Annotated in this window: 4 protein-coding genes and 1 pseudogene; all 5 read right to left on the bottom strand. The window is 61.1% G+C overall.

The genetic code is table 11. The features are described from left to right. A pseudogene (locus MOV75_RS26365) lies at positions 1 to 141 on the bottom strand (glycerate kinase); the annotation flags it as partial. A gap of 194 nt (positions 142 to 335) precedes the next feature. Then, a complete protein-coding gene (locus tag MOV75_RS26370) occupies positions 336 to 1,565 on the bottom strand; it encodes an ABC transporter substrate-binding protein (protein WP_246930436.1) in 1,230 nt (409 codons plus the stop codon). A 239-nt stretch (positions 1,566 to 1,804) separates the two neighbouring features. Next, on the bottom strand, positions 1,805 to 3,031 hold the full coding sequence (locus tag MOV75_RS26375) for an ABC transporter substrate-binding protein (protein WP_246930435.1): 1,227 nt from the start codon (positions 3,029 to 3,031) through the stop codon (positions 1,805 to 1,807). Positions 3,032 to 3,150: 119 nt separating this feature from the next. Then, on the bottom strand, positions 3,151 to 4,380 hold the full coding sequence (locus tag MOV75_RS26380; RefSeq protein ID WP_246930433.1) for an ABC transporter substrate-binding protein: 1,230 nt from the start codon (positions 4,378 to 4,380) through the stop codon (positions 3,151 to 3,153). 36 nt (positions 4,381 to 4,416) lie between these two features. Continuing rightward, on the bottom strand, positions 4,417 to 5,329 hold a 913-nt coding region (locus tag MOV75_RS26385; protein WP_246930431.1), incomplete at its 5' end, for a branched-chain amino acid ABC transporter permease.

The following is a 5,329-nucleotide window of genomic DNA, read 5'->3' on the forward strand; positions in this document are numbered from 1 at the left end:
GCCTGCGCCCTTGCCGGCGGCGAGGCAGATCACGCGTCCTTTGGGAGCGGCCGGCAAGTGCGGCGCCAGCACTACATTGGGATGGGCGGCGGCGACGGCTGCGTCGTAGAGGGCGCGGAGCAGGGGACGTCGGTCGGTCATGACGATGGCCTTCGGCAGACGGAAGAAACTGGCGGCCAATGCCGCCGTTCTCCTGCCTACCGCATCGGGCGTGAAAGCGTAAGCCGGCTTTGCCATCATTCGATTATGCAATCGCGTGATCACAATCGGCGCGCAAGCAAAAGCCCCCTGCGATGGCCTCGCAGGGGGCTTTTCGTCGTCCAATCGTCAGGCGGCTAGCCGCCGACGTCGGCGCTGATTACGTCGCCGAACAGTTCCCACTTCTCGCCCTTGAACCTCTCGAGCTGAAGCTGGCTGATCGGTGCGAAATCGGTCGGCGAGGTGTTGATCTTCACGCCCGGCAGCAGCGCCTCGGTACGGAAGTCCTTCAGGCTCGCCGCCTGCTTCATGACGTTCGCGCGGGTGAGATCGTCACCGCACTGTTTCAACACCTGCACAAGCGTCTGCGCCACGGCATAACCCACGATCGTGCCTTTATCGAGCTTGTCGCCCTCGGGGAAGTACTTGGTCATGAATGCCAGGAAGTCCTTCATGCCGGCATCGTTAGCCCACGCGGGATCCGACACGTCCTTCAGATAGTCGGCCGAGATGATGTCCTGGCCGTTCTCGAAGCCGGCGGGCTTCATCACGCTGCCGACCGAGGCCGAGACGTTGTTGAGGAAGTGCAGCGGCTTCCAGCCGATCTCGGCGTTCTTCTTGATCGCCTGCGCTGCGAATTTCGGCGTCGTGATGTTCATGAAGACGTCGGCGCCGGTCGACTTCAGCTTGACGATGTGATTGTCGACGGTCGGCTCGGAGGTTTCATAGCTCTCCTCCATGACGATCATCGAGGCGGCCTTGGCGCCGAGGCCGTCCTTCAGGCCCTTCAGGTAATCCTTGCCGTAATCGTCGTTCTGAAAGAGCACTGCGATCTTGGCGTCCGGCTTGTTCTTCAAAAGCCACTTCGCGTAGATCTGCGTTTCGCTCTGGTAGTTGGGCTGCCAGCCCATGGTCCATGGGAAGTCCTTCGGATCGTTCCACTTGGTGGCGCCGGTGGCGACGAACAGTTGCGGCACCTTCTTGGAATTCATGTATTTGTGAATCGCCGAGTTCGGCGGCGTGCCGAGCGAGTTGAAGATGAACAGCACCTCGTCGCTCTCGACCAGCTTGCGCGCCTGCTCGACGGTCTTCGGCGGCGAATAGCTATCGTCGTAGGAGATGAAGTTGATCTTGCGGCCGTTGATGCCGCCCTCTTCGTTGATCTTCTTGAAATATGCGGCTTCGGTCCGCCCGATGATCCCGTAGGCGGAGGCCGGTCCGCTGTAGGGCATGATGTTGCCGATCTTGATCTCGGTATCGGTCGCGCCGGTATCGTATTTCTTCTGGGCCGACGCAGTGGAGGTCGTAGCCGCAATGAGCGCGAGCGCCAGTGACGCGGCCGCAAGCTTGCCGGTGACAGCGGGCATTCCTATCTCCCTATTTTCTTGGTGTGTGTGCGTCCCTTTTCTTGGCTTGACCGTTTTTGGTGACGCGACCGCAATTCAATACGATTTGGCTGATGCCTTCAACAGAAAGCCCCCGCGATGGTGTCGCGGGGGCTGCGTCTTTAGTAGTCAAGGGCCGCCGGCTCTCGTGTGCAACTGCGAGAAGGTCCGGCTGTCTTGAGTTGTTTAATCAATCCGGAGCGATTTTGAATTGCGTGGCCTCAGTGACCGGTCTCGCTGGAGATGATGTCGCCGAACAGCTCCCATTTCCGGCCCTTGAAGCGCATCATCTGGAGCTGCTCGATCGGGGCAAAATTGTCCGGCGCGGTGTTGATCTTGATGCCGGGCAGCAGCGTGTCGGGTGCGAAATCCTTTAAGGAGGCGGCCTGCTTCATGACGTTCTCGCGGGTCAGATCGTCGCCGCACATCTGCAGCACCTTCACCATGGTCTGCGCGGCGGCGTAACCGAACACGACGCCAGCATCGAGCTTGTTGGCCTTGGGATCGTATTGCGCGAGGAAATTATTGAACCGCTTCATGCCGTCGTCGGCATTCCATTGCGGATCGGAGCCGTCCTTGAGGTAGCTCGCCGACAGGATGCCCTGGGAGATCTCGAGGCCGGCCGGCTCGATCACACCGCCGACCGAGGCCGAGACGTTGGAGACGATGTGGACCGGATGCCAGTTGATCTCCGCCGCCTTCTTGATTGCCTGCGCGGCGAATTTCGGCGTGGTGATGCTGATGAAGACGTCGGCGCCCGAGGCCTTCAGCTTGACGATGTGTTCGTCGATCGCGGGCTCGGAGGTGTCGTAGGCCTCCTGCAGCACGATCATCGAGGCCTTGGCGCCGAGACCGTCCTCCAGCCCCTTCAGATAGTCCTTGCCGAAATCGTCGTTCTGGTAGAGCACGCCGATCTTTCCGTCCGGCTTTTCCTTCATGATGTACTTGGCATAGATGCGCGCCTCGCTCGCGTAGTTCGGCTGCCAGCCCATGGTCCAGGGATATTGTTTGGGATCGTTCCACTTCGACGCGCCGCTCGCCACGAACAATTGCGGCACCTTCTTCTCGTTCATGTATTTGCGGATGGCGCCGTTGGTAGACGTCCCGAGCGAGCCGAAGATCAGGAGCACCCCGTCGCTCTCGACCAGCTTGCGTGCCTGCTCCACCGTCTTCGGCGGCGAATAGGCATCGTCATAGGAGATGAACCTGACCTTGCGGCCGTTGATGCCGCCCTCGGCGTTGACCTTGCTGAAATAGGCTTCCTCGGCCTTGCCGATCGCGGCATAGGCCGAGGCCGGGCCGCTATAGGGCATGATGTTGCCGATCTTGATCTCGGTATCGGAGGCGCCTCTGTCGTACTTCTTCTGCGCCAGCGCCGGGTCGCCCATCGCAGTGCACAAAGCGAGCCCGGTCCAGAGGGCCGCAACCTGAAAACGAACGGCGCTCATTGTTCTCCTACCCGGGTTGGATCGGCGCCGCATTGAACAAGATTGGCGCCAGCCGTCAACAAAAAGCCCCCGCGATCGCTCGCGAGGGCTTTCGAGGGTCGGACTTTCGCGTCAGCGTGTCACTCGGAGGCGACGTCGCCACTGATGATATCGCCGAACAGTTCCCACTTCTCGCCCTTGAAGCGCTGCATCTGGAGCTGCGAAATCGGGGCGAAGTCGGTGGCGCTGGTGTTGAGCTTGACGCCGGGCAGCATGGTGTCCGGCTCGAAGTCCTTCAGCGAGGCCGCCTGCTTCATGATGTTGGCGCGGGTCAGATCGTCGCCGCACATTTCCAGCACCTTGGCCAGGGTCGAGGCGGCGCCATAGCCGTACACCATGCTGGTGTCCGACTTGTCGGCGCCCGGCATGTACTTGTCGACGAACTCGTTCCACTTCTTCATGCCGGGGTCGTTGGCCCACTGCGGATCCGTCGAATCCTTGGCATAGGCCGCCGACAGCACGCCCTGCGCGTTCTCGAAGCCGGCCGGCTTCATCACGCTGCCGACCGAGATCGACACGTTGGTGAGGATCTGGAGCGGCTTCCAGCTGAGCTCGGCGGTCTTCTTGATGGTCTGGGCCGCGAACTTCGGCGTGGTGTAGATCAGCAGCACGTCCGGATTGGCGGCCTTGATCTTGACGATGTGGCCGTCGATCGACGGCTCGGACACCTCGTAGCTCTCCTCCATGATGATCATGGACGAAGCCTTGGCGCCAAGGCCGTCCTTGGTGCCCTTGAGGTAATCTTTGCCGAAATCGTCGTTCTGGTAGAGGACCGCGACCTTGGCGTCCGGCTTCTCCTTCATCAGCCATTTCGCGTAGATCTGCGCTTCGCTCTGGTAGGAGGGCTGCCAGCCGATGGTCCAGGGGAAGTTCTTCGGGTCGTTCCACTTGGTGGCGCCGGTGGCGACGAAGAGCTGCGGGATCTTCTTGGCGTTGAGGTATTTCTGGATCGCCGTGTTCGAGGGCGTGCCGAGCGGGTTGAACACCACCAGCACCTCGTCGCTCTCGACCAGCTTGCGGACCTGCTCGACGGCCTTCGGCGGCGAATAGCCGTCGTCATAGGTGACGAAGTTGATCTTGCGGCCGTTGATGCCGCCCTTGTCGTTGATCATCCGGAAATAGGCTTCTTCGGTCTTGCCGATGACGCCATAAGCCGACGCCGGACCGCTGTACGGCATGATGTTGCCGATCTTGATCTCGGTATCGGACGCGCCGGTGTCGTATTTCTTTTGGGCGAGTGCAGCGCCGGAGGTGATGGTAGCGACCGCCGTTACGAGTGCGGCGGTTCGAAGTATTCTTCCAAAATGCAATTCGATCTCCTTCGTTAACAACAGTACTTGAGGGCTTCAGTTTCTTTTGATCTTCCCGGCGAGTTGCTGGCCCATGATCGCGATCTGCCTTGCGCCATGGGGCACGAGGTAGATGACGAGGAACAGCAGCACGCCGAATACCGCGCCGGAAAGGCCCTTGGAGACGCTCTCAGCCATGTTCGGCACGAAGATGATGAAGGCAGCACCGACGAACGAGCCGGGCAGCCAGCCGACGCCGCCGACGACCATGCCGAGGAACAGCGAGATCGCCAGCGTGATGGTGTAGCTGTCGGGTGCGACGAACTGCACGGCGATGGCGCCGAGCGAGCCGGCAACGCCGGTGATGCCGGCGGACACCCCGAAGGCCAACGTCTTGTACAGGGCGACGTTGACGCCCATCGAGGAGGCCGCGATCTCGTTGTCGCGGATCGCCATGAAGGCGCGGCCCGAGCGGGAACGCAGCAGGTTCACCGAGAAGATGTAGATCGCGAGCGTCACGATGAGCGTGAAGTAGTACAGCCACATGTCCTGCGACATCGGCAGGCCGAACGGCGCGTCAGGCTTGGTGACGACGAGGCCCTGCACGCCGCCGGTCCAGTGCTCGAGGAAGTTCAACTTCAGCAGTTGCGGCATCGCGGTCGCAAGCGCGAAGGTGGCGAGCGCGAGATAGACGCCCGACAGCCGCAGTGCCGGCTTGCCGAATAGGTAACCGAACCCGAAGCAGACCGTCGCGGAAATCGGAATCGTCAGCGCGTAATTGATGTTGGCGTGCTCCATCAGCACCGCCGACGTATAGGCGCCGACGGCATAGAACGCACTCTGGCCGAGCGAGAACTGGCCGGAGCCGCCGGTCAGGATGTTGAGCGCCAGCACCGCGAGCCCGTAGATCAGGAGCATCGTCATCTGGAAGATGATGAAGTTCTTGACGAACACCGGCACGATCAACAGC

This window comes from Bradyrhizobium sp. PRIMUS42 (assembly GCF_023006515.1).
Classification (GTDB): Bacteria; Pseudomonadota; Alphaproteobacteria; order Rhizobiales; family Xanthobacteraceae; genus Bradyrhizobium.

What these genes read in the sequence shown, in the direction of transcription:
- MOV75_RS26375 (WP_246930435.1), bottom strand. Translation starts at nt 3,031, where the DNA reads ATGAGCGCCGTTCGTTTTCAGGTTGCGGCCCTCTGGACCGGGCTCGCT.
- MOV75_RS26370 (WP_246930436.1), bottom strand. Translation starts at nt 1,565, where the DNA reads ATGCCCGCTGTCACCGGCAAGCTTGCGGCCGCGTCACTGGCGCTCGCG.